This window comes from Macrococcus brunensis, from assembly GCF_004359615.1.
In the GTDB taxonomy this organism is placed as follows: domain Bacteria; phylum Bacillota; class Bacilli; order Staphylococcales; family Staphylococcaceae; genus Macrococcus; species Macrococcus brunensis.
Map to the genome: position 1 here is coordinate 106,436 of NZ_SCWA01000004.1, position 25,598 is coordinate 132,033.

Below are 25,598 nucleotides of genomic sequence, written 5' to 3' on the forward strand. Positions count from 1 at the left end.
GATGGTAACGATTAAAGATGTCGCGAAAAGAGCGAATGTCGCACCTTCCACTGTTTCCCGGGTCATCAGTAACAGTGATGCAATCAGTCAGAAGACGACTGAGAAAGTCCGGAGAATCATGGAAGAGATGGGCTACATCCCGAACGTTTCTGCAAGAAGACTTGTCACAAAGCAATCGAATACCATTGGTCTCCTGCTCAAATCATCTTCTAAAGAGATGCGGCAGAATCCATTTTTCACAGATGTACTGATGAGTATCTCGAAAGTCTGTAAAGACAACGGATATTCAACGGTCATCTCGACAAGTAAAGAAGAAGCTGAACTGCTGCACGAAGTAAAAGAAATGGTCAGCAGTAATGCAGTTGACGGCTTTATCGTCCTCTATTCAAAAGAAGAAGATGCAGTCCTGGATTATCTGCGCAAGCTGGATTGTCCTTATGTCATCATCGGTAAGAAGCTGAATCAATCCACAGATATTTTTATTGATAATAATAATGTCGAAGCATCGTTTAAACTGACACAGTATTTAATCGATCTGGGCCACGAAAAGATTGCCTTTATCGCAGAGAATAAGACATATGCAGTTAACATAGACCGTCTGACAGGTTACAAGCAGGCCTGTACGGATGCGGGTCTTGAGCTTTCTGTTTTTGAAGGCGCTGCAGGAACAGAAGATGTGAAGCATATCGTACAAAATATGCCCGAGGAAATAACAGCGATTATTACATCGGACAGCATGATGAATCTGAATGTCTTAAGTGAGCTTTATCTTTTAGGCAGACGCATTCCGGATGATATACAGACGGCTACTTTTAATGACTCCTATCTGAATGAAGCGGCATGCCCGCCTCAGACAGTGGTCGATATTTTTCCGGAGCGTCTTGGTCAGGAAGCAGCCAGCCGATTAATTGAATATTTATGTCATCGTGATATGCTGAAAGTGAGTAAAATGATTCCCACTCGTATTATTGAACGACAGTCTACAAAACGATTAAAGGAGAGAGACAAATGAAAGTGACAGTATGGAATGAATTCAGACATGAAAAAGAATCAGAGAAAGTCAGAAGCGTTTATCCAGAAGGTATTCATCAGCAGATAGCATCGTTTATAGAAGATGCTGAAGTCACAACAGCGACACTGGACGATCCGGAACATGGTCTGACAGAAGAAGTACTGAACCAGACAGATGTCTTGATCTGGTGGGGCCATAAAGCACATGACGAAGTGCAGGACGCGATCGTTGACCGTGTTCATAAGCGTGTTTTAGAAGGCATGGGACTGGTGGTCCTTCATTCCGGGCATTTCTCTAAAGTCTTCAAGAAGCTGATGGGCACTGGCTGTGACCTGAAGTGGCGTGAAGCAGGGGAAAAAGAACGAATCTGGACCGTGATGCCGAACCACCCGATTGCAGAAGGAATCGGTGAATATTTTGAGCTGGAACAGGAAGAAATGTACGGCGAGCATTTTGATATTCCGGCGCCGGAGGAACTCATATTCGTCAGCTGGTTCCAGGGCGGTGAAGTGTTCCGCTCAGGCGCAACCTTCAAACGAGGAAACGGTAAGATTTTCTATTTCCGTCCCGGTCACGAAACGTATCCGACTTATTACAATGAGAACGTACAGCGCGTCATCAATAACGCAGTGAAATGGGCACGTCCAACAACGAATGCGTATCCGACATACGGTAACTATCAGCCGCTTGAAGACTTGGGTAAAGGGGAGAAGACAGATGTTTAAAGTAGGAATCATCGGTTGCGGCAGTATCGCAACACATCGCCATATCCCCGAGTATCAGCAGAACAAGAACGCTGAGATTATCGCTTACTGTGACGTCGTCAAAGAACGCAGCGACGAGCTCGCGGCAGAATTTGGTGGCACAAGCTACAGTGATTATCATGAACTACTGCAGAATCCCGATGTCGAAGTCGTCAGTATCTGTACACCCAACTATCTGCATGCAGAGATGACAATAGCAGCACTTCATGCAGGCAAGCATGTTCTCTGTGAGAAACCGATGGCAACTTCACTTGAAGATGCAGATGCCATGATCAAAGCAGCAGAAGAAAACGGCAGAACATTGATGATCGGACATAACCAGCGTATCAACGAGGCGCATCAGCAGGCGAAAAAAGATATCGCTGCAGGCAAGCTCGGTAAACTCTATTCGTTCAAGACGACGTTCGGTCACCCGGGACCAGAGGACTGGAGTGTCGACGGACCTGATAGCTGGTTCTTTGACAAAAAACGTGCATTTATCGGGGCGATGGGAGACCTTGGTGTGCATAAAGCAGACTTAATGCGTTATATACTGGGGACCGAATTCACAGAAGTCGGTGCGATGATTGAGACATCTGCGAAAAAAGCAGATGTTGATGACAATGCAGTGCTAATTCTGAAGACAGCTGACGGTATTATCGGAACATTAAGTGCCTCATGGGCTTACAATGGTCAGGAAGACAACAGCACGATTATATACGGCGAAAAAGGTATTCTGAAATTGAACGCAGATGACGTCTATACTTATCAGTTCGTCAGCTCAGATGGTCAGATTGAAAAAGAACAGCTCGGTGAAATACAGACAAATGAAGAAGGCGGTCAGAAGAATTCCCATACGATTGATGCATTCATCAAAGCGCTGACAAATAATGAAGCACCGATCTGTGACGGATACGAAGGCCGTGCATCGTTGAACGTCATCATTAAAGCGATAGAATCAGCACAAACTAAATCGATTACACTTATTTAAGGAGCGTTTGTTATGACGAAAGTCAGACTAGGTATAGCAGGTGTCGGCGGTATTGCGACAGACAGACACATTCCGACATTCAGAAATTTTGAACAGGTTGAAATCACACATGTCTATGATATCAATACGGAGCGTGCAATGATTGTCGCCAACCAGTTTCAGATACCGCACGTCGCTTCCAGTTATGAAGAGATGCTTGACCATATTGATGCGGTCGTTATCACGACACCGAACAAGTTCCATGCGCCACTGACGATAGCAGCACTTGAAAAAAATATCTCCGTGATGTGCGAAAAACCGATGGCGACGACGCAGGCAGAAGCAGATGCCATGGTTAAAGCGGAAGAAAAGAGCGACGGTGTACTCCATATTGCTTACCATTATCGCTTTATGAAAGAAGCGATTGCAGCTAAGAAAATCATCGATAAGGGCATTATCGGTGAGCCGTTAGTCGTCCGGGTCAAAGCCATGCGTCGACGTAAAGTACCAGGCTGGGGCGTGTTCACGAACAAAGAACTACAAGGTGGGGGTGCCCTGATTGATTACGGCTGTCATTTACTGGATCTTGCGATGTGGCTGACAGGGAATCAGAAACCAGTCGAAGTATCAGCGCAGACTTACAATAGCCTGAGCCGTATGCCGAACCCAGTCAATGAGTGGGGAGTGTTCAATCCGGAGACGTTTGAAGTGGATGACCATGTGACAGCTTTCATCCGTTTTGAGAACAACGTGACAATGCTCTTTGAGACGAGCTGGGCTGCTAACGTCGAGAGTGACGAAGAGCATATCAGTATTTCCGGTACGAAAGGCGGTCTGAATGTCTTCGAAATGAAAGTCAACCAGGCAGACGATACATTGATGACGACGCTTAATATAGACTATATCCAGATTGATCATCCGTTCCAGCATCTGCAGGCAGAGAACTTCATTTCAGCGATTACTGACGGGACGCCTTTACGCGTGCAGTCAACAGAAGCAAAAGACGTCTCAAGTGTAATAGAAGCGATTTATTTAAGTGCACAAAAACAGCAGGCGATTCGAATAGAGGGGGAGTAATAATGAAACTAGGTGTATTTAATCCACTTTTCAATGACAAATCTTTCGAAGAGATGCTTGATTATGTTCAGGCATCAGGTGTAGAAGCAGTAGAAGTAGGCACTGGCGGCTATCCAGGCAGCAAACACATCGATGTTGACCAGTTACTCGAAGACGAAGCTGCACGTGAAGCTTATTTAAAAGCATTTGCAGAACATGGTCTTTTTATTTCATCATTCAGCTGTCACGGCAACCCGATTTCTCCGGATGCTGATTTCCGTAGAGAATCAGATGAGACGCTCCGAAAAACAATCAAACTGGCGGCGCTGATGAATGTGCCGGTCGTCAATACTTTCAGTGGAACAGCGGGCGAGTCAGAAGAGGCGAAGCAGCCGAACTGGCCGGTTGTCGCGTGGCCGACAGAATATGCAGATATCTATAACTGGCAGTGGGAGAACAAATTGATTCCGTACTGGCAGGACATCGCAGAAGTTGCGAAAGAAGCGAACGTCAAAATCGGTTTAGAGCTACACGGCGGTTTCCTTGTTCATTCGCCGTATACTTTACTTAAACTAAGAGAAGCAACGAATAAATTTATTGGGGCAAACCTTGATCCGAGCCATATGTGGTGGCAAGGAATTGACCCGGTGGCAGCGATTAAGATTTTAGGTAAAGAAAATGCGATTCATCACTTCCATGCGAAGGACACGTATCTCGATCAAGACAACATCAATATGTACGGTCTTTTAGATATGCAGCCTTACGGTGATGTTAAGACGCGCAGCTGGACGTTCAGAAGTGTCGGCTGTGGTCATGATATGACAGAATGGACACAGATGATGAGTGCGCTTAGAACATATAACTATGATTATGTAGTCAGTATAGAACATGAAGATCCGCTGATGTCGATTGAAGAAGGATTCCAGACAGCAGTCCGTAACTTAAAGCAAGTCATCATTAAAGAGACACCGACAGATATGTGGTGGGCTTAAGGAGGAAATTAAATGGCAGAACTTAAACTGGATCACATCCAGAAAACATACGACGGTGGTAATACAGTCGTCAAAGATTTTAATTTACACATTCAGGATAAAGAATTCATCGTCTTTGTCGGTCCGTCGGGTTGCGGTAAGTCGACCACACTGCGTATGATTGCGGGATTAGAAGACATCACAGGCGGTGACTTATTAATAGACGGCGTTCGCGTGAATGATGTACCCCCTAAAAACCGTGATATCGCGATGGTCTTCCAGAACTACGCACTTTATCCGCATATGACCGTATTTGATAACATGGCATTTGGTCTTAAATTACGTAAGATGCCAAAAGATGAAATTAAGACTCGTGTCCACGAGGCAGCAGAAATTTTAGGTTTGACGGAATACTTGAATCGTAAACCTAAAGCGCTGTCAGGTGGTCAGCGTCAGCGTGTGGCATTAGGACGTGCGATTGTCCGTGAAGCAAAAGTCTTCTTAATGGATGAACCGCTGTCAAACCTTGATGCGAAACTCCGTGTACAGATGCGTGCTGAAATCTCTAAACTGCATCATCGCCTGCAGACAACGACAATCTACGTCACCCATGATCAGACAGAAGCGCTGACAATGGCGACACGTATTGTTGTTCTTAATAAAGGGGATATCATGCAAGTCGGCACACCGAAAGAAGTCTATGATTACCCGGAAAATATCTTTGTTGCGGAATTTATCGGCTCACCGCCAATGAATATCTTCTCAGCACAGCTGCGAGGTAACCAGCTGCATATTGGTGAGTATTCATTCGATGTGCCGGAAAGCACACTTCGTACGTTAGAAGCAAAAGGCTACAAAGATAAGCCGGTTAAGTTCGGTATTCGTCCAGAAGACATCCATGATGAACCCGTCTTCATTCAGTCATCTGAAGGCACTTCATTTGAGACAAAAGTAACTGTCAGCGAACTACATGGTTCAGAAGTCATGGTGTACAGTACATTTGAAAATCAGGAGTTTATTTCTAAGCTGGATGCGCGTAATGACTATCAGCCGGGAGACATCATTCGTCTCGCGATGGATATGAATAAAGCACACTTCTTCGATGCTGAGACAGGTGAACGTATTCGCTTGGCAGCAGAAGAACGCAGACGCGAAGCGAAAGTTAAAGTCGACCAAGTTTAATGTTTGAAATGAGGATGAATAGCTGTTAACATGCATAAATGTTAATGGCTTTCTTTATGGCTGAATACAGGAGGATATAACAAAATGGAACGTATCTGGTGGAAAGAAGCGGTATGCTATCAAGTGTATCCACGTAGTTTTAAGGATTCAAATGGCGACGGAATTGGTGATATCAACGGTATCACAGAGAAACTGGACTATCTGCAGGATTTAGGAATCGATGTCATCTGGGTCAGCCCGATCTATAAGTCTCCAAATGATGATAACGGCTATGATATCAGTGACTACCAGGCTATTATGCGGGATTTCGGTACAATGGAAGATTTCGACCGCCTGCTTTTAGAAGTGCATTCACGGGGGATGAAACTGATCATGGATCTTGTCATCAACCATACAAGTGATGAGCATCCATGGTTCATTGAATCACGTATTTCAAAAGACAATCCGAAACGTGACTGGTACATCTGGCAGGACGCTAAAGACGGTAAGGAGCCGAATAACTGGGCGAGTATCTTTGAGGGTTCTGCCTGGGAGTATGATGTCACGACTGATCAATATTTCATGCATGTCTTCAGCCGTAAACAGCCCGATTTAAACTGGGAAAACAAAGAGATGCGCGAAACTATCTATAATATGGTCAACTGGTGGCTGGATAAAGGTATCGACGGATTTCGTGTTGATGCGATCAGCCATATCAGAAAATCATTTGACAAAGGGGATCTGCCGAATCCTCATAACCTGAATTATGTCGATTCATTTGAAGCGCATATGAACCAGCCGGGTATTCATCAGTATTTAGAAGAGCTGAAAGAAAAGACTTTCTCTAAATATGATATTATGACGGTCGGCGAAGCGAATGGTGTCACGACTGAAGATGCAGATGTATGGGTCGGTGAAAAAGAAGGTAAGTTCAATATGGTCTTCCAGTTTGAACACTTAAATCTCTGGGACCACAATATCGGAACAAGCTTTGACATTCTGGGTTACAAGAAAGTACTGGCGAACTGGCAGAAAGGACTTGAAAACAGAGGCTGGAATGCGCTTTTCATTGAAAACCATGACCGACCGCGTGTCTCTTCTACATGGGCAGATGACAAAGATCACTGGTATGAAAGTTCGACCAGCCATGCGACAGTGTATATGCTGCTGCAAGGCACACCGTTCATCTATCAGGGCCAGGAAATCGGTATGACGAACTATCCGTTCAAAGACATCACAGAATTTGATGATGTCCATGCGAAGAACATCTATAACAACGAGCTCATCAATGGCGCGTCTAAAGAAGAAGTGATAGAGATGCTGCAACGTATCAGCCGTGATAACTCACGGACACCGATGCAGTGGGATGCATCTGACAACGCAGGCTTTACGACAGGACATCCATGGATGAAAGTCAATCCGAACTATCCTTATTTAAACGTTGCACATCAGCTTGAGCGTGAAGATTCGATTCTTAACTTCTATAAAAAACTCATCAAGTTTAAAAAAGACAATCTGATTATGACATATGGGACGTTCGACCTGGTGTATCCGGAGCACGAAACGGTATTCGCGTATACAAGAACACTGGGAGACGAAAAAGTTCTTGTTATCGGTAACCTGGATAATCAGAAAGTAGAGCTTGATGACTCTGAAAACCTTGAATTCAATGCAAAGCAATTAATCATTTCGAACTACGATTACGGTTTTGACATTAAAACAAGCAACAGCATTCAGTTACAACCCTATGAAGTCCGCGTCTATCGCCTGGCGTAATATGATGACTCTCTTCTGCAGATGCAGAAAGAGGGTTTTTTACATATTTAATAATATGTTTACATTATCTACATATTCACTCCATATTCAATTGATAAAATAATAAAGCATTTAATCATAAGAAGAGGAGTAACGGGATGAAATCAACTTTCAAAGCATTTTTATCCATCATGATGGTTCTGTCACTTGTATTATCATTTGCAGGACAGCAGGCACAGGCAGCAGGGAAATTAATTATTTCAGAATACATAGAGGGTTCAGGCTACAATAAAGCGATTGAAATCTATAACCCGACGTCAGAAGCAGTCGACTTATCAACATATTCACTCGTTAATTTTGTTAACGGTGCGAGCGAAACAACAGGTACTGTAGCAGAACTTAAACTGAGCGGCACTTTAGCACCTGGTGACGTTTACGTCATCTCTCACCAGAGTGCAGCAGCAGAAATCTTAGCTCAGGCAGATTTAAAAACAGGTTCGACAGCTGTTAACTTTAACGGTGATGACACACTCGTTTTATTCGAAAACTACAATGCGACGACTAAGACAGGCGAAGTCAATGATTCTATCGGTCAAGTTGGTGTAGATCCAGGCACAGCATTTGGTACGACGACTTCAACTTTAGATATGACGTTAGTACGTACAGCGGCTAACCTCACAGGGGATACAGATATCCATAATGCTTATGACCCGGCAGCACAATTCACAGCTTTACCAAAAGATACGACTTCAGAACTTGGCACGTTCAGTGCACAAGTGACACCACCGGCACCAGAAGTCCCTCAAGCTGAATATCATGTCAATGTTGTACGTGTAGTCGATGGTGACACAATCAAGATTTCTCCAAGTATTATGGGTTCAGATACGATTCGTTATGTGAACATCGACACACCAGAAACGTATCATCTTACTTCTTATGATCCAGCTCTAATCGATACAGACTTAGACCAGAACCAGAAATATCACGGTGAACAAGCAAAGAAAGCATTAAATGAAATGCTGGCACCCGGTACACCGATTGCAGTTAAAGTAAACCCGGATAACATTACAGATGCATATGGCCGTATTTTAGGTCAGGTCATCAGAGAAAGTGATAATCTGAATACAAACTTAGAGCAAGTGAAACTGGGTATGGCTTCAACTTACTTCATCTGGCCAGTCGCTAATATGGATGACTACAATATGTTCCAGGCTGCCGTAGCAGAAGCACAGGCGAATCATTTAGGCATCTGGCAGACAGAGCATCCACTTAAAGAACTTGCATTTGAATTCCGTGCACGTTATGACAAAAAAGGTCTTCAACGCTACGTCGGAGATTCAGAAACTAAACTTTACTATGCACCAGAAGACTTTGCGAAAGTGCCCGTAGAACGTCGTATTTTCTTCGCACAGGAAGAAGCGATTGCACAAGGCTACAAAGTAGCACCAGATACAACTCTTCCTACTGAACCAACAGTAACACCAGCGAAAGAAATGACGATTCAGGAAGCAAGAACAGCGGGTAAAGGAACAAATGCAATTGTAACAGGAACAGTGACTGCGATCGATGGCTACAATATCTATATTCAAGATGAAACAGCAGGAATGGTTGTACGCAGCAAAACAGTTAAGCCGGCGATCGGTGATGTGATAACTGCAACAGGCACAACGACTGAATATTACGATTTATACCAAGTAGAAACAGAAGATGTGAAAGTGACTGGACAAAAAACAGTTCAACCCTCTGTTACAGCACTTGATCAAATCGGTGAAGACACAGAAGCAGAATATATTGCGATTGAAAAAGTGAAAGTAGAATCAGTGAATACGTATAATGAATATACAGTATCTGATGCTGCAGGCCATACTTTCCTTGTTAAAACAACACAACCACTTGAAATCGGTGCAACTTATGACCGCATCGAAGGTGTTGTGACTTACAGCTTCAATGCTTATAAATTACTGCCTACATCAATCACTAAAGTAACAGAAGTACCAACGACAGAAGTGCCAACAACAGAAGTACCGACAACAGAAGCACCAACAACGGAAGTACCGACGACAGAAGCACCAACGACAGAAGCACCAACAACAGAAGTACCTGCTGTTCAACATGATGTAAGAGGCTTTGTCTTCTTTGATCAAAACAGCAATGGTAAATTTGATAGACCAGACCGCAAGTTAAAGAATGTAAAAGTTGATATTTATCAGAATGGACAATTAGTGAAAACAGTTAAAACTGATAAAGATGGTCGCTATTCAGTTACTGTCAACGAAGGCACTTATGTCCTGAAGTTTGATGCGCCAGGTAATTTAGTGGAGACATTTGCTAATCAGACAAGTGACGATCTGGATTCTGATATTAAAGATGGTAAAGTAACTGTTAACGTAACGAAAGATATGGAAGACGTTACAGCTGGATTTGCGAAAAATATCGGTAAATTTTATAAATAAGAATTTTGTTGAGAAAACACCTTTTCAGGTGTTTTCTTTTGTTTTCTTCCTTACAATAGTTTTGAGGTGAAAGAGATGAAATTACAATGGGACCATATTATTCACTATATAGACGGACTTGATTCATTTGAGTTTCCAGACCAGCTCCTTGATATACATGAAGGTGGCAGACATGAACAATTGGGTACATTTAATTATTTGAGCTATACGGATTTAAGTTATATCGAGTTCATAGATGTATTTGATAAAGAACGTTTGAAGAAGTCTGTAACGGGGGAGCAGCGTCTGAGTTTTGCTGCCACGTTAGAGAGAACAGTCTACCAGGAAGGCTGGAAACGGCTCTGTTTTCGAACGGATGATATAGAAGCCTTGAATGATCATTTCATTTCATGCGGATTGTCGACGATTGGACCGAGTCAAATGTCCCGCACTAAACCAGATGGACAAGTCATCAGCTGGCAGCTTCTTTATATTGATGACGACAGAATGGACAGAGAGTTACCTTTCTTCATTCAATGGGGGGAAGAGGATGAGAGTAGACACGAACAACTGGCGCCTTTGTTTCAGCCGCTTCGTGTCGTGGATATCACCTTGATGACGCAAAATAAAAACCAGTTCATCCAAAACTGGACAGACTGGTTTAATGCAAAGTATGATGGTAATCAGCTGTTAATACCGGATGGGCCCATCTTCACGCTGATGGAAGGCGATAAAGAAAGTATTGAAGCCATCACAATTGCGGGAATAGATCATCCTTCTATAGAAGTACACGGTGCCACATATCATTTTCAGGCATAAACATAGTCGTAAATATGCAGAACGATAAGTGAAACATGAAAGGCTACGATTAAAAGTGTTATAATAGCGAACGTAAAGTTAAGTCGGCTTTTTCTGACGATGAGAAAGAGAATGCTGATAATCGCACCGAGTGCCGCGACAATGATATTGAGATCAATTCGGTCAACGGACTGGTGTCCCTGAATGATAAAAATAAAAATTAAGTTCAGAAGCGCAATAACTGCAAGTAATATATTTCTAAACATAATAGCCTCTTTTCTTTAGGATAGGGTTATTATAACAGAACGATAGTGAACATGCTTGAAACGTGAAAGGAAGAAACAAACAATGATCGAATATAGAACAATCAGCGATAAAGAGCACGATACATTTGTCAAAACTCATCCCCACGGCGACTTACTGCAACTATCAAAGTGGGCTGAAGTGAAAAAGTCGGCCGGCTGGTATAGTAAACGTATTTCAGTCAGTCGAAATAACAAAACAGTCGGTGTCGCCCAGCTGTTATTCAAAAAAGTACCTAGAATGCCGTATACACTGTGCTATATTTCAAGAGGTTTTGTCTGTGACTATCATGACCACGAAGTTGTGGAAGCCTTACTGGAACAGGCAGTTGAAGTGGCCCGTCGTGAACGTGCGTATGCTATCAAGATTGATCCGGACGTCGAAGTGACAGAAGCACAAGGTCTTGTCGAGTTTATGGAGTCTATCGGATTCAAGCATAAAGGGTTTGAAGATGGTCTGAGCAAACATTATATTCAACCGCGTATGACGATGATCACCAATATCGATCAAAGTGATGAAGATTTGATTAAGAGCTTTGAACGCAATAATCGCTCACGGGTGAAACTGAGTCAGAAAAAAGGAACAGAAGCCTATATCGCAGGACGTGATGAGCTGCAGACATTCGCAGATTTAATGCAGGAGACCGGTTCAAGAGATGGTTTCCTGACACGTGATGTTTCTTATTTTGAGAATATCTATGATGCGCTGAATCCAGATGGTGATGCGGAACTGGTACTTGTCAAACTAGTACCTGGTCACGTACTCCCTAAATTACGAGAAGAACTGGCACTGCGTAAAGAGAAAAAAGAACGACTCGTGACAAAAGAGAAGAACCAGAAAGTTGAGAATCAATTAAAGGATCTGGAAATCCAGATGGCTAAACTGGAGAAACAGATAGAAGAACTGACCGAGATGGAGAAAACAAATCCGGAAGGTAAAGTATTATCAGGTTCTATACTGACATTCGCCGGTCACAAAGCCTATTACCTTTATGGCGCATCAAGCAATGAGTACCGCGACTATCTGCCGAATTACAATATGCAGCTGACGATGATGCGTATTGCACGTGACAGAGGCGCGAAAACTTATGACTTCGGGGGGACAAGTAATCATCCGGATAAAGACTCTGAATACTTTGGTCTCTGGCAGTTCAAAAAAATGTGGGGGACAAGACTCAGTGCGAAAATCGGAGAATTTGATTATGTTCTGAATCCTTATGTGTATCAGCTTGTTGAACAAGTAAAACCACAGATCATGAATTTGAAACGTAAAATAGGTCGCAAATAAAAAAAGTCTTATCCAGCTGGATAAGACTTTTTTTATTTTATATCGAGATAAAGATAAGGATCGATAAATGTGATATATATAAGGAAAAGCAGACTTACAAATGCTGTAAGTGTCAATATAATCGCCAGGATGCGATACATTAAATCTTTTTCAGTTAGATTCACTTTACTGAAGTAATAACGTAAACCGATGAATATTGAGATGAGACTGAAAAGAATCCAGAAGTAACTCGTGAAGAAAATAATACCACTATTGATGAAATAACCGGCGATGAAAACAAAGTGCATCAGGATTGACAGAAGCATCAGTACTTTTTGCATAAAATCCCTCCACCTTTTATTTTAGTTGAAAATTAGTAATAAAGGAAACTGAAATTAGGACATTCCAACCATAAAGGAAAGAGTGGGGAATTTTGGTTTTATTATTAGTAAAGCCCATATATTTAAGTTATATTACTAAGTAGGACAATCATTATAGGAGGCAAGATGTGGTAAAGAAAATAATTGATTTCTCGTTACATAATAAACTGGCACTGTGGCTGATGACCTTACTCATTGCAGCAGCAGGTATTTACTCGGCTATGACTATGAAAGAGGAGATGCTCCCTAGTATTTCATCTCCTGTTCTTACGGTCACAACCCCTTATCCTGGTGCGACACCAGAAGCAGTACTCGACAACGTGACAGATCCGATAGAAAAGAAAGTGAAGAGTATGGAAGGTGTCGACACGGTTTCCAGTCAGTCGATGCAGAACGCTTCAGCTATTACCTTACAGTACGATTTTGGTACGGATATGGATAAGGCAGAGAAGAAAGTTCAGGAAGCAATTGATTCACTTGATCTGCCTGAAGAAGTTCAGGATACAACAATCGACCAAATCTCAATGTACACATTCCCAATCATCAGTTATTCGTTTTCAAACGACGAGAATGATATTAAAGGTCTGACGAAAAAGATTAAAGACGATTTAATTCCTCAAATTGAAGGGGTAGAAGGCGTTTCAAGCGTTTCGTTCTCCGGTCAGCAAGTTGAGCAGGTAGAACTTCAATTTGATGAAGATAAGATGAAGAAAAAAGGTCTGACTGAAGAGTCAGTGCTTCAGTTCATTAAAGGGGCGACAGCAAATGCGCCGCTTGGTCTCTATACGTTCGGTAATGACTTGAAATCTATCGTCGTAGATGGCCAGTTTACATCTGTAGATGCCCTTAAATCACTCAAAGTACCTGCCACAGGTGCTCAAGATGCCCAAGCTGGTCAAGGACAAGCTCAGCAGGGCGCACAAGCACAAGGCGCACAAGCACAGGGTGCTCAAGGTGCAGATGCACAAGCACAGATGTCACCTGAAGCTCAAAAAGCAATGGCTGAACAGATGAAAAGTGCGAAGATCCCGACTGTTAAGTTAGGCGATATCGCAACAATCAAAAATGTTGAAAGCCGTGAATCGATTTCAAAAACGAATGGTAAAGATTCTTTAAGTATCCAGCTCGTGAAATCTGACAACGCTAATACAGTCAGCGTGGCAAACGATGTTAAGAAAGTTGTAGATGACTACGTCAAAGAAAACAAAGACATCAACGCACTGTTGCTGATGGATCAGGCAAAACCTATTCAGGATTCAGTTAAGACGATGGTAGAAAAAGCTGTTATCGGAGCTATTTTTGCAGTCATCATGATTCTGATTTTCTTACGTAATATCCGTTCAACATTTATCGCTGTCGTGTCTATCCCGATGTCAATTCTGATTGCTCTTCTGATTCTGAAGCAGTTAGGTGTAACGTTAAACATCATGACACTGGGTGCGATGACAGTGGCAATCGGTCGTGTTATTGATGACTCAATTGTTGTTATCGAGAATATATTCCGTAGAATGTCGAGTAAGACTGAACCTCTCCGCGGAGCTGCATTAATCGCAGATGCGACTAAAGAGATGTTCATGCCGATCATGTCTTCAACAATGGTTACAATCGCAGTGTTTCTGCCACTCGGACTTGTTTCAGGTTCAATCGGTGAACTCTTCCGTCCGTTCGCACTCACTGTGGTATTTGCGCTTCTCGCATCATTATTAATCGCGATTACCATCGTGCCGATGCTCGGTCATATTTTCTTCAGAAATGGTATTAAAGGCCATCACGACGAGAAACCAGGCCGTATTGCTCACTTCTACCGCAACATTTTAGAATGGGCACTGAACCATAAGTGGATTGTCGGTATTTTAAGTACATTATTATTAATCGGTAGTTTGATGCTGACACCACTTGTAGGTACATCATTCATTTCTACGGGTGAAGATAAGTTACTTGCGTTAACTTATAAACCGGAGCCAGGTGAAACAGAAGAAGAAGTGGTTGATCATGCAGACGAGATTCAGAAAGAACTCGCAAAGAATAAAAACGTTTCAAATATTCAGTACTCAGTAGGTGGTAAAAATCCATTCAGCCCAGTTGCTTCTAATGATATGGCGATGATGGTTGAATATGATAAAGATACACCGAACTGGGATTCTGAAGCAGAGAAAGTACTGAACAAAATTGCAACTTTCGACCATCCAGGTTCATGGAAAAACCAGGACTTCGCAACAGGTGGGACTTCTAACAGTGTCTCTGTATCTGTTGTCGGACCAACGACAGAGGCTATCCGTGAAACTGTAAAAGACGTTGAAGATGTCATGAAGAAACAGAAAACTTTATCAAATGTGGATTCTTCTCTTTCTAAAAGTTACGAAGAATATACGATTAAAGTAGACCAGAACAAACTGGCTGAAAGTGGTCTGACAGCGGGACAAGTCGCGCTTGCCCTGAACCAGCGTTCACCTGAGACGGTCGTAACGAAAGTGGGCAAATCAGGTGATTCAACAGACGTGATTCTGACGAAAGATCAAGACACAAAATGGACTGAGTCTAAGCTTGAAAATACTAAACTCACTTCTCCACTTGGACGTGAAATTAAACTCAGCAGTGTCGCTGAGATTGAAAAAGGACAGTCATCAGATACCATCATGCGTAAAGATGGCGACGTTTCTGCTACTGTAGACGGTAAGATTAAAGCAGATGATGTCGGTAAAACAACAGCAGATGTATCAGAAGCTATCAGCAAGATTGATAAACCGGATAACGTTAAGATTAATGTCGGCGGTACAAGCGAAGATATCGGAGAAAGTTTCTCTCAACTCGGACTTGCGATGCTTGCAGCAATCGGTATCGTCTATCTGATTCTTGTACTGACATTTAAAGGGGGGCTTGCGCCACTTGCTATCCTCTTCTCATTACCATTTACGATTATCGGGGTGATAGTAGGACTGCTCCTGTCAGGTGAAACATTATCAGTGCCATCTATGATTGGGGTACTGATGTTGATCGGTATCGTGGTCACGAATGCCATTGTACTGATTGACCGTGTCATCCATATGGAAGCGAGCGGTTTACCAACACGAGAAGCTTTACTTGAAGCAGCTTCTACACGTGTGAGACCGATTCTGATGACAGCACTTGCGACTGTCGGAGCGTTATCACCGCTGCTCTTTGGTGGCGACGGATCAGTACTGATCAGTAAATCACTCGGTGTTACGGTTATCGGTGGTCTTGTATCATCTACTGTCCTGACACTGATTGTCGTACCAGTCGTGTATGAACTCCTGATGAAGCTAAAAAACAGACGAAAAAAAGTGACGACTGAAACAGTCGTCAGATAATAAAGAAACGGTTAGTCGACTAGACTAACCGTTTTTTTTATAGCATAAATGAAGTAATGATAATCATCACTGCAAGCATTGCAGTGAAAATATGCAGAATCTGCAGTGCCTTTAAATCACTGATTTTAAACTTGAAGGCTGTGATTTCAATATTGATGACAAGTGCAGCAACGAGTAAGATGACCCATAATGAACCGCTGTGGCCGATGAGCATGCTGGCAGCGAAAACGATTAATGCAGCACCGAATATCATGCGCGCAATATCTGTCAGTTTAGTGTTATAGAAATAGATGCTTAAGAATGCAATAAGTAAATAGATGACGATGAATAACGTCAGTAATAGAATCATGCTGTTTTTCCTTTCGAGAAGTATAGAGCGATTAAAATAAGTGCGATCAGACTTGTACCGGCGCCAATGAAGAACGGCAGACTCAAGCTGTATGATAAGAGTCCTGTGAATAACAGAGGTCCGATAATACGGCCGAGACTATCAAGCGAGTAACTGACACCTGTCAGTTTACCCATGTTCTGTGATGAGGTCGACTTCGTCAGTGTAGACGTGAGAAGTGTACGGACTAATGCATTGCCTGACATCAGAAGAACAAGGCAGATGCCAGCATAGTAGATGTTAATGGTAAACGGCAGCATCACAAAAGCGATCATGGTCACAATCTGACCGAGGACCATAATACCTCGTTCCTGACCATGCTTCACTTTACGCAGGAATCCTCCTTGCAGTAAGGCATTCACTAAGCCGCCGATCATAAACAATATGCCCATCTGCATCGGTGTGATGTCAATCCGTTCGATCTCAAGTAACTGGAACGAACTTTCCATACCACTCATCGTCATCGTCACAATAAATGTACTGATGAGGAGTATGATGATAGGGACCGTATAGTTCAGTCTGCCGCCAGTCTGTTTACCGGTCTCATGGAAGTGCGTCTCCGGTAATTTTGCAGCGACTGCGACTATAATGGCAAGCAGGATCGCAGAAGTAACGAAATATGGCAGCTGATAAGAATAACCAGCGAGCAGCCCACCGACTGCAGGCCCGAATATAAATCCGAAGCCAATCATCATACCCATTAAGCCCATATAGCGATTCCGTTCCTCTGAAGTCGTCACATCGGCTACAATACTTGTAGTTGTACTGAAGCAGGCCCCAGAGAACAGTCCGCCGATAATACGCGAGATATAAAGCATTGTCAGATTGTCGATGAACAGGCCGAATGTCAGGAAGCTGATCGCAAAGCCGGTCAGACCGATAAGTAGAATCTTCTTGCGCCCGATTTTATCTGACAACTGGCCCCAGAATGGTGCCGCGATAAAAGAAGCGATTGAATAAATCGATAACAGTAAGCCCATATGAAAGGCATTCAGGCCCATATCTTTAACGAGGGCCGGGATAACAGGAATAACGATACTGAAGCCAAAATAAATAAAAAACTGTATGGCCATCAATATGGAGAAGAATGATTTAAGTTCAGGCGTCGAGCTGCTCGCGGATCTCTCTGATTTCGTGTTCGAGTTCAATTAAGCGTTCCTCCAGTTTATCCGCTGAGTTTCCGGTTGATTGTACTTTCTCAATATCACCTTGAATGCGGACGTATTCATGTTTAAGTTCTGTAAGCTGATAATTTAAATCCATGATGAACTCCTTTAGTTCTAGTGTATAACTATTATAAGCTATAATGAAGAAGACTTAAAAGAGGTGGGATTGAAATGACGAAAAAACTGAAAACGAATGCAATCCGTAAACTGGATCAGCTGAAATTAGAGTATGACATGATCCATTATAACAGTGACGAAGCAGTGGACGGCATCAGTGTCGCTCAGCAGATCGGCGAAGACGCATCAGTCGTTTATAAGACACTGGTGACGCATGCGGGTGCAGATTTATATGTCTTCGTTATTCCGGTAGCAGGTGAACTGGATATGAAAAAAGCAGCACAGGCAGCTGGCGTCAAGAAGCTTGAGATGCTGCCGCTGAAAGAACTGCAGCCGAAGACAGGCTATGTGCGCGGTGGCTGTTCGCCTGTCGGCATGAAGAAATTATCCCCGACATTTATCGACCAGCCCGCTGCCGACCTGGAATATATGATAGTCAGTGCCGGACAACGGGGGACACAGATGAAACTCGGTCCTGCTGATTTACAACAAGCGGCACACGCCCAGTTCAGTGAGGTCTGCCGATGAAACTGAAAGATAAATTAGTCCGGCTATCTATACGAGGAAAAAGGACCATAGTGATTTCAGATATTCACGGTGAACTGGAATTATTTAAAAAGTTGCTTGAGCAAGTCGATTTCAGCAGAGACGATATACTCATCGTCAACGGAGATATACTGGATAAAGGCCGGAATAGTCTCGGCACGATGAAATATATCAGGCAGCTGACGGGAGCGGGGAACGTCTACGTGATAGAAGGCAACTGCGATCGCTTTTTCGATGAACTGGAAGAGGAGTGGCTCTATCCTTATATGGATTACCGCTATACAGTCGCGCATGAATTTCTGAAGGAAACCGGTACGACGCTGACCGATTACAAGACGCAGCACGATTTTGCAGAAGCGGTTCTCGACGTATACAGTGATTATCAGACATGGTTCAGAAACTTGCCGACTGCGATTGAGACAGAAGATTACCTCTTCGTGCATGCAGGGATAGAAGACGATTATCTCGAGACACCGCGTGAAGTGGCACTGACGATGCCTGAGTTCTATTTATCAAATCATCACTTAGATAAGAAAGTCGTTGTCGGACACTATCCGGCAGCCAATTTTGCAGAAGCAGGACTTTATAGTCACGGGATAAAGGTGAACGATGAGCGACGAATCATCGCACTGGACGGTGGCAATCAAGTGAAAGAATCCGGACAGCTGAATGCGCTGCTGATTGAAACAGATGGCACTCTTACTATGCAGGCAGTAGACGCACTTGAGTCTGCTCTTGTCATTCAGGACTTTGAAGTGACATTGCAGGAACCGCATACGTTCACATTTCCGGATTACAATATCCGAGTGATGGATGGGGATGACTATTTTACTTTTGCTGAACATGTATCGACGGGCACACAGTTTATGGTCAAGACAGAATGGATCATAGAAAAGGAAGGTCAGACTTATCTTAAAGATGACTACACGGATTACTTTGTAGATGTCAAAGCAGGAGAAGAAGTCAAAGTGGTCGGTCAATATGCCGGTTATACGTTGATCAAGAAAGAGAGCGTCGTCGGCTGGGTGCCGGAGGAAGTGCTGGACACTTCCTCTTAGTAAGGCGTCTGATATTTTTCGTTACGGTTATAGTAACGGTAACGTGTGATCAGCATGGTGCCTGCAGTGACGAGCAGAATCGGCAGGATGACTGTATAGAGCATCATGAGTCCTGACAGAATCAGCATGACAGCACTTGCGATGATATAACGCTTCATATAGAGGATACCAAGCAGATTAAGAAGAAGCGGAATGAAGATGATGACACCAAAAGGCAGCAGGACTTCTTTTAAAGCAGTCGTTGCTTCAGTCACATCATCTGTTCTTGCACTTAGAAAATCCTGTATGATAGCCTGATCGGCAAGAAGATAGATTGCTATGACACAGATGAAGATAAGGGTCTGGATGATAACACCGACAACAGCAAGTGTTCTAGGTAATTGAATAAACTCTTTCATAGTTACACCTCTTTATTTTCATCTATCATAACAAAAAACGCGCTGAATTGTTGAAATTCAGCGCGTTTTTTATTTTAGCCTTTACCGCCCATGAATGACGGATACTTTGTCATACCGCCATCGACGTAGATGGTTTCTCCTGTAATATAGCTGGCATTCTGACTGGCAAGGAATGTCGCAACAGTCGCAACTTGCTCAGGTTGACCGATCATACCCATAGGAATCATTTTCTCAGTCTGAGCGAGTGTCTCAGGATCTGTGAACTTGTCACGCGTATGTGCCGACATAATGGCACCAGGTGAGATATTATTGACGCGGATTCCTTTAGGCGCAAATTCCATACTCATCGTTTCCATCATCAGCTTCATACCGCCTTTACTTGCAGCATAATTGACGTAATTCGGCCACGGGATGATGTCATGAACGCTGGAGATATTGATGATATTTCCTTTGATATCATGCTCAATGAAGTATTTAGCAGCTTCCCGGCTGCCGATAAAAGCACCTGTCAAATTGATATCCATGACGCGTTTGAATTCTTCTGCTGTCATCTCAACAGTCGGAATCGCTTTTTCTGTGCCGGCGTTGTTGACCATGATATCCAGACTGCCAAATTCATCAATAGCGGTCTGAATAAGCGCGAGAATATCTTCTTCATTTGACACATCCGCTTGCTTAGTGACGGCCTGTCCACCATTTTGTTTGACTGTTTCAGCGACCCTCTCTGCTTCTTCTTGGCTGGAGTTATAATTGACGACCACTTTTGCTCCGTTTTTACCGAATTCTTCTGCCATCGCTTTACCGGTACCACTTGAAGCACCTGTAATGACGACGACTTTATCTTTTAAATCAGAATACATTGAATTTCCTCCTTATTATTCTTTTGCATAACCGAGTAAAAAGGCAGCGGCAATAATCAGGACAATACCGATAGCGATGCTGATGTACTGCTTCTTCGTTTTCTTTTCTTTGAGTAAAAAGATTCCGCCGAGCGTAGAAACAACGACGAGCATCTGTGAGAATGAGAAACTAGTGGCAACGCCTACACGAGGCTGTGAATAGAACATCGCCATGTTACCCAGCGCCCAGACGATACCCGGTAGAATGTTCTTCAGAACAGCTTTCTGTCCAGGGTTATGTTTGAAACTTAAGAGTAATCCGCCGAGTACCATACCGATAGCCTGCGGGAATAAAGCATCCCAGCCTTCGACCCCGAAGAACTGGCCGATGACGACATAAGTGATATAGCCGATACTTGAAATGAGCAGAATCGGAATCGCTTTGGCGAGTCCGCCTTTTTTATCTTCGTCGTCTTTATCGCCTTTCAGCGAAGTGAGAATAACTCCGCCAACTAGTAAGGCAAGTGCTGTAAGACCGAGTATAACGGACGTGGTACTACTCCATTCATTGAAGAAGAGGACCGAAATTAAAGTAGTGCCGACGAGCTGCATCCCTGTAGAAATGGGCATTGTACGGGAAACGCCGATCATATCGACACTCTTCAGCTGGTTACCCTGACCGAGTGCCCAGAAAGCACCAGAAACGGCACCGACCAGCAGTATCTTCCAGCTCAGCTCCGGCTGAACGAAGATATAGACGCCGATACCAATCAGAAAAGCACCGATAACTGTTCCCATAATCTGCTCATAAGGCGAGCCGCCGACTTTGACGTTGATGAGAACGACGCTTCCCCAGAGAAGCGCCGGTAATAATGCGATGAGAATATCCATTAAAAGCTCCTTTACTATGCTGTTAGTTTTTCATTCCCTTCATGACACCTGTAAAACATACGTGATACGCAAAAAAGACGACCTTAAAGGTCGCCCGAGTCAATCGTATATTTAAAGTGATGCATTTCGTCAGTCTTCTTGAAACCGAGTTTCTCGTAAAATTCAATCGCACGTTTTCGCTTATCTTCAACAACGAGCTGGATGGCTATCGCCTGATGTTCGTTAAACGCATGCTTCGCTGCATGTGCGACCAGTTTGTGACCGATACCTTGCTGGCGATAATGTTTATGTGTCTCTACATGATCGATATAGCAGACAGCCTGGTCATTCACTTCCAGAATAACATAGCCTTTGACGATTCCTTCACTGAGTAACAGGAAGAGTTCATAGTGATCATCAAGAGAATCAAGAATCTCTTTTTTCTTCTCAGAGACGTCAACATATAGGTTTTTCAGCAGTTCACAGAAACTCTTCTTATAGATAGGGCTGTATTTAATGACTTGTCTCGTATCGATGTCATCAGTCAGTTGTTCTGCTGTCATCGTGTACTGCGTACCTAAGTACTGGGTTTTCAATGATTTCATCGCCTGCTGACCGAACTGGTAGCGGTCATCAATATAGAATTCATATGTTTTGATATCCGGATGGCGATGAGTTAAAGTGCGCCACATGTCATAAATCGCATCCAAATTGAAATCAGTCGTCAGCGGGCCGATTACTTTCGCGGAATCTTCTTCTCTGATTATGCCGATAAATGTCTGATCTTTCATGATGATATCATCGTCAGCCAGGTTACTAAGTAACGTTTCGATCGCTTCAATAGACCGCGGAAGATAGCCCACGCGGTGCTCGGGTGTCTGATTCAATCTATGAATAAACTGAGCTGTCTTTTTAATATCCATATCACTCGCTCCTTCTTTCAAGAATAGAGAGGATGCCTTTGTTGTAAGGGAAGTCTGCATGTTTTAAATGTCGTTCTTTCGCTTCAGCTGTTGCGTTACTCACTAAATACCCATGTTTGACTGCATTTAGCATCTTAATATCATTGCCGCTGTCACCAAACGCATAAGTCTCGTCAAAGTCGATGTCATATTTCTGGATAAGATAACGCACGATGGCATCTTTACCCGCACTCTCCGGGAAAAAGTCCACATCGTAACAGTCAGCAGGGTCACCGATCAACGGATTGCATTTACTGATGTTGACGATTAAGTGCTGTGCTTCTGCCGTAGCGCGTATCTGCTGGAACCGGCGTTCGTCTTCCTCTCTATTTGTTTCACGATAATAATAATTACGTGAGAAAGGCGCATCTACAAAAAGTTCCTGTACCATCAGCTGGATGTCACGGTCTGCAAGTGATTTTTCAACATCCAGAATCGTCGACTTTGTAAAACCTTGCTGCATCAGCATCTTTTCGTAGTCAAGGTCATAAATTTCTTCGCCGTCTTTATAATAGTAGAGTTCTGTACCAGAATTACAGGCAATGAAGTGAGGATATTCCATCTCCATTTCGTCTAGACAGCCTTTAATCATATCAAGCGTGCTGGCGGAGACGATACCGAACAGCAGGTGGCGTTCTTTGTTCAGATAATCCATGAGTGCTTTAACGTCTTTAGCATTATTTCGGTCATGGGCGAAGTAAGTTTCATCAAAATCAGAGCAGACAAGTGTGCGGATTGATTCAGGAAACAGCATGCAGAAAACCTCCTTATTTTCAAATAGCATACAGTACTTAAGATGTGAACTCAACTGAAAGAATGCTATAATGATGCAATGACTTTACGAGAAGGAATGATAGGATGAAATCAGTCGTACTTGCTGAGAAGCCGTCTGTTGCGCGTGATATTGCACGTGTCCTCGGCTGCAATCAGAAAAAAGAAGGCTATATGGAAAACAACCGTTATATCGTCACATGGGCATTAGGTCATTTAGTGACGAATGCAGACCCGGAACAATACGACAATAAGTATAAGACATGGGACTTAAACGAACTGCCGATTCTGCCGAAGTATATGAAGACGGTCGTCATCGGTAAGACGCGTAAGCAGTTCAATACAGTGAAACATCAGATAGAGCGCAGTGATGTCAATGAAATCATCATCGCGACAGATGCCGGCCGCGAAGGAGAACTGGTGGCACGACTCATACTGGAGAAGTGTAAAGGGGAAAAACCTGTTAAACGTCTCTGGATCAGCTCGGTCACTGATAAAGCGATTAAAGATGGCTTCAATCAATTAAAAGACGGCCGCCAGTATCAGGGGCTGTACGATGCTGCTTTGGCACGAAGTGAGGCTGACTGGATTGTCGGTATCAATGCAACACGTGCACTGACGACTAAATATGATGCACAGTTATCTACAGGTCGCGTTCAGACGCCGACATTGCAGATGGTCAAGCTGCGTCAGGATGAAATCAATCAGTTTAAGGCGCGTAAATATTACGGACTTGAAGCAGTTATAAATGGTACGAAGTTCAGCGGGCCAAATCAGATTTTTGATGAAAGACAGATAGATGAGCTGCAGAAAAAGCTGCAGGGACTTGAAGCGGTCGTGAATGCTGTCGACAGTCAGGAGAAAAAGAAATATCCTGATAAACTGTATGACCTGACATCACTTCAGCAGGAAGCTTATAAACGCTACAAATACTCTGCTAAAGAAACGCTGAGTACGATGCAGAACTTATATGAAAGCCATAAACTGGTGACGTATCCCCGAACAGATGCCAACTATTTAACAGAAGATATGGTACCAACACTTCGTGACCGCGTCGCAGCACTCAGCGGCACGCAGTTCAGACCTGTTGTCGTTGAACTGATCAAGACACAGATTAAAGGCAGCAAACATTTTATTGATGATTCAAAAGTATCCGATCACCATGCGATTGTGCCGACAGAAGTCAAGGCGCGTCCGGGTGATCTGACGCTCCGCGAACGTCATATATATGAGCTGATTGCAGAACGGTTCCTGAGCGTACTCTTAAAACCTTATCGTTATGAACTGCAGACCGTGAAAGTGACGATCGGCGACACGGTCTTCACTGCGAAACACGAACGACCAGTCGAACTTGGTTTTAAAGCTTTATATGAACAGCTGACTGAAAGAGCTGCACTGGCATTCAAAAAAGGTGACCGCTTAAATGCAAAGCTAACGAAGACATACGGTGAAACAACACCGCCTCCATATTTCAATGAGGGAACGCTGCTGAAAGCGATGGAAAATCCTGCAGCTATCTTCAAGCTGGATAAAGAAAGTCGTTCAACCCTGAAAGAAACAGGGGGTATTGGTACCGTAGCGACAAGAGCAGATATTATAGAGAAGCTTTATAATCTGAATGCCATTGAATCGTCTGACGGCAAACTTCGCGTCACTAATAAAGGGAAACAGCTGCTGGAACTTGCGCCTGCTGAACTGAAATCGCCGGAACTGACAGCAGAGTGGGAACACAAACTGACGCTGATTGAACGCGGTAAATACAACCGAAAAGCGTTTATCGGTGAAATGAGAACATTTACGGAACAGCTGATTCAAGGAATCAAAGACAGTGAAGATAAATTCAAGCATGACAATCTGACGTCAACTGAATGTCCGACGTGTGGTAAGTTTATGCTCGAAATCAAGACGAAGAATACGAAGATGCTGGTCTGTCAGGATCCGCAGTGTAAGACGAAGAAAAATGTCCAGCGTAAGACGAATGCCCGCTGTCCGAACTGTAAGAAGAAGCTGACGCTCCATGGCAAAGGACCGAAGGCGATGTACAGCTGTACATGCGGATTCCATGAGACGCAGGAACAGATGGATAAGAGATTCAGTTCCAAGAAAACAGGAAAAGTATCACGTAATGACATCAAGAAGTATACGCAGAAAGAAGAACCAGTCAATAACCCGTTTGCCGATGCATTAAAAGGATTGAAATTATGAGACTGCCTATAGAGGTAGTCTTTTTTAGTTAAATAACGAACAAAAAAGGATTATTTATTATGAATGTTCGATTTCTTATTGCTTTTTACTGAGTCGCGTAAT

Annotated in this window: 24 protein-coding genes; 14 read left to right on the forward strand and 10 right to left on the reverse strand. The window is 43.3% G+C overall.

Translation table 11 applies throughout. From position 1 onward, the window contains the following. Window position 1 precedes the first annotated feature (1 nt). The 9 genes from ERX27_RS03215 to ERX27_RS03255 all read left to right on the forward strand — a co-directional run bounded on the left by ERX27_RS03215 (window position 2) and on the right by ERX27_RS03255 (window position 10,919). A complete protein-coding gene (locus tag ERX27_RS03215) occupies window positions 2-1,012 on the forward strand; it encodes a LacI family DNA-binding transcriptional regulator (RefSeq protein ID WP_133431399.1) in 1,011 nt (336 codons plus the stop codon). Beyond that, window positions 1,009-1,737 (forward strand): ThuA domain-containing protein, encoded by a 729-nt coding sequence (locus tag ERX27_RS03220; RefSeq protein WP_133431400.1) that lies wholly within the window; start codon window positions 1,009-1,011, stop codon window positions 1,735-1,737. The genes ERX27_RS03215 and ERX27_RS03220 overlap by 4 nt, the downstream gene beginning before the upstream one ends. Beyond that, window positions 1,730-2,746 (forward strand): Gfo/Idh/MocA family protein, encoded by a 1,017-nt coding sequence (locus tag ERX27_RS03225; protein ID WP_133431401.1) that lies wholly within the window; start codon window positions 1,730-1,732, stop codon window positions 2,744-2,746. The genes ERX27_RS03220 and ERX27_RS03225 overlap by 8 nt, the downstream gene beginning before the upstream one ends. Before the next feature lie 12 nt (window positions 2,747-2,758). After that, the gene (locus tag ERX27_RS03230; protein WP_133431402.1) at window positions 2,759-3,802 is read left to right on the forward strand and encodes a Gfo/Idh/MocA family protein; all 1,044 of its coding nucleotides are present in this window, start codon (window positions 2,759-2,761) and stop codon (window positions 3,800-3,802) included. A 2-nt stretch (window positions 3,803-3,804) separates the two neighbouring features. Continuing rightward, window positions 3,805-4,773, forward strand: a complete 969-nt coding sequence (locus ERX27_RS03235) for a sugar phosphate isomerase/epimerase family protein (RefSeq protein WP_133431403.1) — start codon at window positions 3,805-3,807, stop codon at window positions 4,771-4,773. 12 nt (window positions 4,774-4,785) lie between these two features. Further along, window positions 4,786-5,934 (forward strand): ABC transporter ATP-binding protein, encoded by a 1,149-nt coding sequence (locus tag ERX27_RS03240; protein WP_133431404.1) that lies wholly within the window; start codon window positions 4,786-4,788, stop codon window positions 5,932-5,934. Window positions 5,935-6,018: 84 nt separating this feature from the next. Beyond that, complete coding sequence (locus ERX27_RS03245; RefSeq protein WP_133431405.1) at window positions 6,019-7,689, forward strand: glycoside hydrolase family 13 protein; 1,671 nt, start codon at window positions 6,019-6,021, stop codon at window positions 7,687-7,689. A gap of 137 nt (window positions 7,690-7,826) precedes the next feature. Further along, window positions 7,827-10,121 carry a thermonuclease family protein gene (locus ERX27_RS03250; protein WP_133431406.1) on the forward strand — a complete coding sequence of 765 codons (2,295 nt, stop codon included), beginning with the start codon at window positions 7,827-7,829 and terminating at the stop codon, window positions 10,119-10,121. Window positions 10,122-10,196: 75 nt separating this feature from the next. Beyond that, entirely contained in the window at window positions 10,197-10,919 is a 723-nt protein-coding gene (locus ERX27_RS03255; protein WP_133431407.1) for a VOC family protein, read from the forward strand. Here the strand turns inward: ERX27_RS03255 and ERX27_RS03260 are convergent. Then, entirely contained in the window at window positions 10,910-11,164 is a 255-nt protein-coding gene (locus ERX27_RS03260) for a hypothetical protein (RefSeq protein WP_133431408.1), read from the reverse strand. The genes ERX27_RS03255 and ERX27_RS03260 overlap by 10 nt on opposite strands. An 85-nt stretch (window positions 11,165-11,249) precedes the next feature. Between ERX27_RS03260 and ERX27_RS03265 the strand changes: the two genes are divergently transcribed. Beyond that, window positions 11,250-12,488: a lipid II:glycine glycyltransferase FemX gene (locus ERX27_RS03265; protein WP_133431469.1), complete on the forward strand. Its 1,239-nt coding sequence runs from the start codon at window positions 11,250-11,252 to the stop codon at window positions 12,486-12,488. A 32-nt stretch (window positions 12,489-12,520) separates the two neighbouring features. On the opposite strand, the gene ERX27_RS03270 is transcribed toward ERX27_RS03265, so the two are convergent. Next, window positions 12,521-12,808 (reverse strand): hypothetical protein, encoded by a 288-nt coding sequence (locus ERX27_RS03270; RefSeq protein WP_133431409.1) that lies wholly within the window; start codon window positions 12,806-12,808, stop codon window positions 12,521-12,523. 167 nt (window positions 12,809-12,975) lie between these two features. Between ERX27_RS03270 and ERX27_RS03275 the strand changes: the two genes are divergently transcribed. Beyond that, window positions 12,976-16,176, forward strand: coding sequence for an efflux RND transporter permease subunit (locus tag ERX27_RS03275; protein WP_133431410.1), 3,201 nt, complete (start codon window positions 12,976-12,978; stop codon window positions 16,174-16,176). A gap of 37 nt (window positions 16,177-16,213) precedes the next feature. Here ERX27_RS03275 and ERX27_RS03280 read toward each other — a convergent pair whose 3' ends face one another. Genes ERX27_RS03280 through ERX27_RS11360 form a run of 3 tightly spaced genes read right to left on the reverse strand, consistent with a single transcriptional unit; the run spans window position 16,214 to window position 17,827 of the window. After that, window positions 16,214-16,525: a hypothetical protein gene (locus ERX27_RS03280; RefSeq protein ID WP_133431411.1), complete on the reverse strand. Its 312-nt coding sequence runs from the start codon at window positions 16,523-16,525 to the stop codon at window positions 16,214-16,216. Beyond that, window positions 16,522-17,712, reverse strand: a complete 1,191-nt coding sequence (locus ERX27_RS03285) for an MFS transporter (RefSeq protein WP_133431412.1) — start codon at window positions 17,710-17,712, stop codon at window positions 16,522-16,524. The genes ERX27_RS03280 and ERX27_RS03285 overlap by 4 nt, the downstream gene beginning before the upstream one ends. Further along, window positions 17,663-17,827, reverse strand: a complete 165-nt coding sequence (locus ERX27_RS11360) for an SE1832 family protein (protein ID WP_165983068.1) — start codon at window positions 17,825-17,827, stop codon at window positions 17,663-17,665. Before ERX27_RS11360 ends, ERX27_RS03285 begins: the two co-directional genes overlap by 50 nt. 74 nt (window positions 17,828-17,901) lie before the next feature. Between ERX27_RS11360 and ybaK the strand changes: the two genes are divergently transcribed. Further along, window positions 17,902-18,375, forward strand: coding sequence for a Cys-tRNA(Pro) deacylase (ybaK, locus tag ERX27_RS03290; protein ID WP_133431413.1), 474 nt, complete (start codon window positions 17,902-17,904; stop codon window positions 18,373-18,375). Then, on the forward strand, window positions 18,372-19,451 hold the full coding sequence (locus ERX27_RS03295; RefSeq protein WP_133431414.1) for a metallophosphoesterase: 1,080 nt from the start codon (window positions 18,372-18,374) through the stop codon (window positions 19,449-19,451). The genes ybaK and ERX27_RS03295 overlap by 4 nt, the downstream gene beginning before the upstream one ends. Here the strand turns inward: ERX27_RS03295 and ERX27_RS03300 are convergent. The 5 genes from ERX27_RS03300 to ERX27_RS03320 all read right to left on the reverse strand — a co-directional run bounded on the left by ERX27_RS03300 (window position 19,448) and on the right by ERX27_RS03320 (window position 23,274). Next, entirely contained in the window at window positions 19,448-19,849 is a 402-nt protein-coding gene (locus tag ERX27_RS03300) for a DUF4064 domain-containing protein (RefSeq protein ID WP_133431415.1), read from the reverse strand. The two genes, ERX27_RS03295 and ERX27_RS03300, sit on opposite strands and share 4 nt — an antisense overlap. A gap of 74 nt (window positions 19,850-19,923) precedes the next feature. After that, on the reverse strand, window positions 19,924-20,709 hold the full coding sequence (locus tag ERX27_RS03305) for a glucose 1-dehydrogenase (protein WP_133431416.1): 786 nt from the start codon (window positions 20,707-20,709) through the stop codon (window positions 19,924-19,926). A gap of 15 nt (window positions 20,710-20,724) precedes the next feature. Continuing rightward, window positions 20,725-21,579: a GRP family sugar transporter gene (locus ERX27_RS03310; RefSeq protein WP_133431417.1), complete on the reverse strand. Its 855-nt coding sequence runs from the start codon at window positions 21,577-21,579 to the stop codon at window positions 20,725-20,727. An 83-nt stretch (window positions 21,580-21,662) separates the two neighbouring features. Continuing rightward, entirely contained in the window at window positions 21,663-22,481 is an 819-nt protein-coding gene (locus tag ERX27_RS03315; RefSeq protein ID WP_165983069.1) for a GNAT family N-acetyltransferase, read from the reverse strand. Window position 22,482: 1 nt separating this feature from the next. Continuing rightward, window positions 22,483-23,274 carry an HAD-IIB family hydrolase gene (locus ERX27_RS03320; RefSeq protein WP_165983070.1) on the reverse strand — a complete coding sequence of 264 codons (792 nt, stop codon included), beginning with the start codon at window positions 23,272-23,274 and terminating at the stop codon, window positions 22,483-22,485. 104 nt (window positions 23,275-23,378) lie between these two features. Here ERX27_RS03320 and ERX27_RS03325 point away from each other — a divergent pair, with 104 nt between their 5' ends. Then, window positions 23,379-25,496: a DNA topoisomerase III gene (locus ERX27_RS03325; RefSeq protein ID WP_133431420.1), complete on the forward strand. Its 2,118-nt coding sequence runs from the start codon at window positions 23,379-23,381 to the stop codon at window positions 25,494-25,496. Window positions 25,497-25,598 lie beyond the last annotated feature (102 nt).

Bases quoted from the DNA above. Each gene is read 5' to 3' on its own strand.
- ERX27_RS03215 (WP_133431399.1), top strand. From the start codon at position 2: ATGGTAACGATTAAAGATGTCGCGAAAAGAGCGAATGTCGCACCTTCC.
- ERX27_RS03220 (WP_133431400.1), top strand. From the start codon at position 1,009: ATGAAAGTGACAGTATGGAATGAATTCAGACATGAAAAAGAATCAGAG.
- ERX27_RS03225 (WP_133431401.1), top strand. From the start codon at position 1,730: ATGTTTAAAGTAGGAATCATCGGTTGCGGCAGTATCGCAACACATCGC.
- ERX27_RS03230 (WP_133431402.1), top strand. From the start codon at position 2,759: ATGACGAAAGTCAGACTAGGTATAGCAGGTGTCGGCGGTATTGCGACA.
- ERX27_RS03235 (WP_133431403.1), top strand. From the start codon at position 3,805: ATGAAACTAGGTGTATTTAATCCACTTTTCAATGACAAATCTTTCGAA.
- ERX27_RS03240 (WP_133431404.1), top strand. From the start codon at position 4,786: ATGGCAGAACTTAAACTGGATCACATCCAGAAAACATACGACGGTGGT.
- ERX27_RS03245 (WP_133431405.1), top strand. From the start codon at position 6,019: ATGGAACGTATCTGGTGGAAAGAAGCGGTATGCTATCAAGTGTATCCA.
- ERX27_RS03250 (WP_133431406.1), top strand. From the start codon at position 7,827: ATGAAATCAACTTTCAAAGCATTTTTATCCATCATGATGGTTCTGTCA.
- ERX27_RS03255 (WP_133431407.1), top strand. From the start codon at position 10,197: ATGAAATTACAATGGGACCATATTATTCACTATATAGACGGACTTGAT.
- ERX27_RS03260 (WP_133431408.1), bottom strand. From the start codon at position 11,164: ATGTTTAGAAATATATTACTTGCAGTTATTGCGCTTCTGAACTTAATT.
- ERX27_RS03270 (WP_133431409.1), bottom strand. From the start codon at position 12,808: ATGCAAAAAGTACTGATGCTTCTGTCAATCCTGATGCACTTTGTTTTC.
- ERX27_RS03280 (WP_133431411.1), bottom strand. From the start codon at position 16,525: ATGATTCTATTACTGACGTTATTCATCGTCATCTATTTACTTATTGCA.
- ERX27_RS11360 (WP_165983068.1), bottom strand. From the start codon at position 17,827: ATGGATTTAAATTATCAGCTTACAGAACTTAAACATGAATACGTCCGC.
- ybaK (WP_133431413.1), top strand. From the start codon at position 17,902: ATGACGAAAAAACTGAAAACGAATGCAATCCGTAAACTGGATCAGCTG.
- ERX27_RS03295 (WP_133431414.1), top strand. From the start codon at position 18,372: ATGAAACTGAAAGATAAATTAGTCCGGCTATCTATACGAGGAAAAAGG.
- ERX27_RS03300 (WP_133431415.1), bottom strand. From the start codon at position 19,849: ATGAAAGAGTTTATTCAATTACCTAGAACACTTGCTGTTGTCGGTGTT.
- ERX27_RS03305 (WP_133431416.1), bottom strand. From the start codon at position 20,709: ATGTATTCTGATTTAAAAGATAAAGTCGTCGTCATTACAGGTGCTTCA.
- ERX27_RS03310 (WP_133431417.1), bottom strand. From the start codon at position 21,579: ATGGATATTCTCATCGCATTATTACCGGCGCTTCTCTGGGGAAGCGTC.
- ERX27_RS03315 (WP_165983069.1), bottom strand. From the start codon at position 22,481: ATGGATATTAAAAAGACAGCTCAGTTTATTCATAGATTGAATCAGACA.
- ERX27_RS03320 (WP_165983070.1), bottom strand. From the start codon at position 23,274: ATGCTGTTTCCTGAATCAATCCGCACACTTGTCTGCTCTGATTTTGAT.
- ERX27_RS03325 (WP_133431420.1), top strand. From the start codon at position 23,379: ATGAAATCAGTCGTACTTGCTGAGAAGCCGTCTGTTGCGCGTGATATT.